Source organism: Candidatus Eisenbacteria bacterium, assembly GCA_035712145.1.
Classification (GTDB): Bacteria; Eisenbacteria; RBG-16-71-46; order RBG-16-71-46; family RBG-16-71-46; genus DASTBI01.
Map to the genome: position 1 here is coordinate 1 of DASTBI010000235.1, position 5,066 is coordinate 5,066.

Sequence of the window (5,066 nt, forward strand, 5' to 3'; positions counted from 1 at the left end):
ACGCCGCGGGCGCTGCTGGTGCCGCATCTCGACCCGCGCCGGGCCGGTCCGGCGATCGCGCGCGGGTGGCTGGAGCTCGCCGCGGACGAGTCCACGCCGCTGCGGGTCATCGTCTACGGAGTCGGGCACTCGCTGTTCGGCGACCTGCTGGCGCTCACGCGCAAGCACTTCGAGACGCCTTTCGGCCGCGTGAGCTGCGACACGCGTTTCGTGGACGCGCTGGCGAGCAAGCTCGGAGATGCCGCGTACGCGTCGGAGCTGGCTCATCGCGACGAGCACTCGATCGAGTTCCAGACGCTCTACCTCAAGCATCGCTTCCCGCGGCGTCCGGTGGAGCTCGTTCCGATCCTGTGCGGTGGGTTCCACGCGCTCATGGATCAGGGACAGACGCCGCGGGACGTGCCGTTGCTCGAGACGCTGATCGCGGCGGTGCGCGAGACCGAGCGCGAGCTGGGTGGCGCGACCCTGCACGTCGCCAGCGTGGATCTCTCGCACGTCGGTGTGCGATTCGGCGATCCCGCTCCCGATGACCGGGTGTTAAAGGAAATCGACGAGAAAGACAACAAGGCACTGGAAGCGGCGCGGCGCGGAGACGCCGAAGGCTGGTATCAGTCGATCGCCGCGCACCGCGACTCCAGCCGCGTTTGCGGATGGGGCGCGACCTACGTGATGCTCCGCTGCTCCGAGCCCTCAGAGGGCCGGCTCCTTCATTACGAGGCTTCGCGTGAGAACGGCGGCTCCATCGTGAGCGTCGCCACGCTGGCCTGGCCTTGATTCTCCGGAGGTTCTTCCGATGGTGGCCACGCGCAACGTTCAGGTGAAGGACGGAGACGTCCTCCTCATGGTCGGAACCATGAAAGGCGCTTTTCTGCTGCGCTCCAACGGCACGCGCAAGCGCTGGGACGTGGGCGGCCCATACTTCCCGGGACATTCGGTGTACGCGATGGCCTACGACGACCGCGGCAGGAAGCCCACCCTGTGGGCCGGCACCAACAGCATGCACTGGGGCGGGGTGCTGCGCTCGAGCACGGACTTCGGGCGCAAATGGACGGAGCCGGAGAGCGCCAATGTGAAGTTCCCCACCGAGACCGGCGCCTCGCTGAAGCAGATCTGGAAGATCCGTCCCGGACGCCGCGAGGAGCCCAACACGGTCTATTGCGGCGTCGAGCCGGCGGCGCTGTTCGAGTCACGCGACGCCGGCGAGACCTGGATGCTCAACCGCGGCCTCTACGATCATCCGCATCGCGCGCGCTGGCAGCCGGGCGGCGGCGGACTCTGCCTGCACACCATCCTGCCCGACGCCACCGATCGCGACCGCATGTTCGTGGCGATCTCGACCGGCGGCGTCTACCGCACCGACGACGGCGGGCGCTCGTGGCAGGCGCGCAATCACGGCGTTCGCGCGCAGTTCCTTCCCGACCCCAACCCGGAATTCGGCCAGTGCGTGCACAAGGTGGTCGCGCATCCGGCGCGGCCCGAGCGCTTGTTCCTGCAGAACCACTGGGGCCTCTACCGCAGCGATGACGGCGGCGACTCGTGGAAGGACATCGCCCGCGGCGTGCCCTCGGACTTCGGCTTCTGCATGGCGATGCATCCGCACGATGACGAGACGGTCTACATCGTGCCGATCGAGTCGGACGAGTTCCGCTGCACGCCCGAAGGGAAGCTGCGGGTCTATCGCACCCGCAACGCCGGCGGCTCGTGGGAGGCGCTCACACGGGGACTGCCGCAGAAGGACGCCCTCGAGTGCGTGCTGCGTGACGCCATGTCGGTCGACCACATGAACCCTGCGGGGGTCTACTTCGGCACCCGCAGCGGCATGGTCTACGGCTCGCCCGACGGTGGCACGTCCTGGTCCAAGCTGATGGGCGGCCTTCCGCCGGTGGTCTCGGTCGAAGCCGCGGTCGTCGGTGAGCCGAAGTCGTCGGGCTCGCGGCGCAAGAAGAGCGTGGCCAAGACTTCACCGCGTCGCGCACCGGGTCGCTCGAAGTCGAGCCGGTCGGCGGGCCGCTCCAAGGCGGCCACGCCGCGCCGCGCGACCGCCCGGCGACCAAAGAAGAAGTGATCGCCTTCCAGATCCCGGGCTACCTGCGGTCCTTCACCGAAGGTCGCGGGCGCATCGAGATGGATGGCTCGTTCACGAGCGTCGGCGAGGCGCTCGAGCGACTCTGGGCCATCCATCCCGGCGTCCGCGATCGCGTGGTGACCGAGCAGGGTGAAGTCCGCCAGCACGTCAACGTCTTCGTCGGGAACGAGAGCATCCGCTTCACCGGCGGACTCGACACGCCGGTGCCCGAAGGCGCCGAGATCTGGATCGTCCCCGCCGTGAGCGGGGGATCCATTTTCTAGGATAATGATCACGTAGCCGTCTAAGCTCTGCGAGGGATTCGCGCTTGGGAGAAGACCATGTTGAGGTTTCTGGCCCTCCCGCTTGCGTTTCTTCTGGCTCCCCTTGCACAGGCCGGGGATTGCCAGAGGATTGAGTCTGGCGTGGATCCGGGCCTCGCCAACAACTACGGTGATGTGATCTTCGGCGAGGCGATTGGACAGACCTTCCGTGCCGACGGAAGGCTCATCGAGTCGATCACCGTATGGCGGGTCCCTTACCAAGACGTCAACGCGTTCGGGATGCATGTTTTCGTTACGGCGACAGACTCTCTGGGCCGACCCGATGAGACACGGATCCTGGCCAGCGGACCTGAGGTCTTTCATCCGAATGGCGACGGCGTCAATCCGACCGAATTCGAATTCGTCTTCGATCCGCCGCTGGCCCTTCCAAACCTAGGCAAGTATTACTTCGCGATTCAGTCGACACCCTGCTATGGAACCTGGAGACTTCTGGGCGTGGTGGGCATCGACCATTACCCGGAAGGCTACACTTGGCTGAATGGGAAGACGGATCCGGAGTTGTGTCCGTATCTCAATCCCCTTGCAAGACGCAGTAATCCCAATGCGGACCTTTGCTTCAGGATTCGCTACTGCGACTTCGCGACCCCCACGAAGAGGAGCTCATGGGGTGAGCTGAAAGTCATCTATCGATGACCACTCGACCCGCGCTCTGGAACTCGCCGACAGTCGCTGGTTTGTAAATCCTTACTGGCTCCGGGGCCAGCAAGGATTTACACAGCAGAGTGCCGCACGGCGTCGCGGCGACCAGCGAAGAAGAAGTGATCGCCTTCCGGATCCCGGGCTACCTGCGGTCCTTCACCGAAGGTCGCGGGCGCATCGAGATGGATGGCTCGTTCACGAGCGGAGGCTGAGGCGAAATCGCTTCGGACCGAGTTCACGAGGAACGTGCGGGGCATGTCGCCGGTCCTTAATTCTCCTACTGGCACCGGGGCCAGCGCCTAGCTAGCGGCAACCCCCTTCCGCTACGCTGCTTGCGCAATGGAAGAACATCCCGAGACCGGGAAGGGATGGGAAATCTTCAGGCGCCACCTCGCAGAGGGGTCGGTGGTGCTCGTCTCCACCGCGACGGTCGTTGCCCACATCGTCGGGGCTTGGTGGTTTCCGAGCACATTTTGGGGTGCTCACTTCTATCGGTTTCTGCCCTCGTTCGTTCTCCCCGGTGCGCTCGTCCTTCTGCTCATCGCGACGGCGACCATCTTCACCGCGCGCGCCTCCCTGATCGAAAGAGTACGCGGCTCTTCCATCTCGCGCATCGCCATCTGGTCAACCGTCGCGTTCTCAATGACTCTCTTCTGGCTCCTCCGCCTACGCCACGGCCTGTTGGGCGACTCCGCACCACTCAGCGCCAATCTTCCGCTCGGCGAGGCCTGGCATCCACGACAACCGCTCACCGCTTTTCTGCATCAGGCCGCATTCACTTTCGCTGAGAGACTTTTTCCGGAAGGCGCGGCGCTGCGGGAGTTTGCTTTCGACACCGTCGCGGTCGAGAGCGTCCTTCTCGGTGGTTGCTTCGTTCTCGGGGCTTTCCCTCTCGCAAAGGAGCTCCTGCGCAATCACGATGAAGGGCTGGCAACTGGCCCCCCCCCAGTTGGCTTAGCGGTCGCCCTTCTCTTGACGCAGGGCTTCATTCAGCTGTGTTGTGGTTATGTCGAGAACTACACTCACTTCTTCGTCGCACTGTTGTTCTACACGCTGCTGGGGCTGCGAGCAGCCAAGGGGCGCATTCCACTCATTGTTCCCTCCTGCATCCTCGCGGTCGCGATCGCTCTGAATCTCGCCGGGGCGATTCTAGTTCCCTCGTGGATTGTCCTGCTCGTCAGCGCCCGCCGAGCAGCGCGGCCTCTTGCGGCCATGGTGGACCGGGTCGCCAGTGCCGCGATCCTGGTGCTCGCATTTGTGATGATCGTCGTGCTCGCACCACAGAGCCACGGCGGTCTCGACTACATGGTGAATCTCGTTCTCAAAGGAGCCCAAGGATCCACTTCCTTGAGTGATCTGTTTTCCGTGCGACACCTGATGGACGTCCTGAACGTCCACTTGCTGATGGGTCCCTTCGCGGCCCTGCTCATGGTCCCTTTGCTCGCGGTGATCGCGCCACGTGGAATCGATAGGGGCGGTGCCTTCCTCTTCGCCGCCGCCCTTCCAGCTCTTTGGACTTCATGGAGCTTCGCGGACCCATTGCAGGGTTTCCCTCGTGACTGGGACATCTTTGCTTCCTTCGGGCCCTTGTACACCGCGACTGGGATCTACATTGTCTCCACAGTCATCGCTGGAACTCGTTTGAGCCGACTCTTCGCTCTGGCGGTTGTCGTCTCGCTCTTTCACACGGTCCCTTGGATCGCACTCAATACGTCGGAGACTCTCGCATTGGAGCGATACAAGACGTTCAAACTGACCCGTGGACGCGCGGAAGCGGTCGTGGGTCAGTGGTACCTGGCTCACGCCGACACGACCCAGGCAAGGGAGTGGCTCGGGAAGGCGATCCAAGCCAACCCTGGCAACAATATGGCCCGCTACCACCTGGGGATCATCGCTCGCCAGGAGGCACGCTATGCGGAAGCGGTGGATCACTTCGGCATCGCCTACAAAGTGCGACCCGACCGAGAGGACTACCGTCTCGCACTCATCGACGCTCTCGTGCTTGCGGGGGAAGACGG

General features: G+C 64.1%; 6 protein-coding genes. All 6 read left to right on the plus strand.

Features of this window, described 5'->3' with window-relative positions; all coding sequences use genetic code 11:
• Positions 1-774 (plus strand): AmmeMemoRadiSam system protein B (gene amrB, locus VFQ05_16785; protein ID HET9328425.1); only part of this gene is annotated, 774 nt, incomplete at its 5' end.
• 19 nt (positions 775-793) lie between these two features.
• Positions 794-2,065: an exo-alpha-sialidase gene (locus VFQ05_16790; GenBank protein HET9328426.1), complete on the plus strand. Its 1,272-nt coding sequence runs from the start codon at positions 794-796 to the stop codon at positions 2,063-2,065.
• The gene (locus tag VFQ05_16795; GenBank protein ID HET9328427.1) at positions 2,062-2,349 is read left to right on the plus strand and encodes a MoaD/ThiS family protein; all 288 of its coding nucleotides are present in this window, start codon (positions 2,062-2,064) and stop codon (positions 2,347-2,349) included. Before VFQ05_16790 ends, VFQ05_16795 begins: the two co-directional genes overlap by 4 nt.
• A 57-nt stretch (positions 2,350-2,406) precedes the next feature.
• On the plus strand, positions 2,407-3,042 hold the full coding sequence (locus tag VFQ05_16800; GenBank protein HET9328428.1) for a hypothetical protein: 636 nt from the start codon (positions 2,407-2,409) through the stop codon (positions 3,040-3,042).
• Positions 3,043-3,131: 89 nt separating this feature from the next.
• Positions 3,132-3,260 (plus strand): hypothetical protein, encoded by a 129-nt coding sequence (locus tag VFQ05_16805; GenBank protein ID HET9328429.1) that lies wholly within the window; start codon positions 3,132-3,134, stop codon positions 3,258-3,260.
• 193 nt (positions 3,261-3,453) lie between these two features.
• The coding region (locus VFQ05_16810) for a hypothetical protein (GenBank protein HET9328430.1) at positions 3,454-5,066 on the plus strand (1,613 nt) is incomplete at its 3' end.

Bases quoted from the DNA above. Each gene is read 5' to 3' on its own strand.
- VFQ05_16790 (HET9328426.1), top strand. From the start codon at position 794: ATGGTGGCCACGCGCAACGTTCAGGTGAAGGACGGAGACGTCCTCCTC.
- VFQ05_16800 (HET9328428.1), top strand. From the start codon at position 2,407: ATGTTGAGGTTTCTGGCCCTCCCGCTTGCGTTTCTTCTGGCTCCCCTT.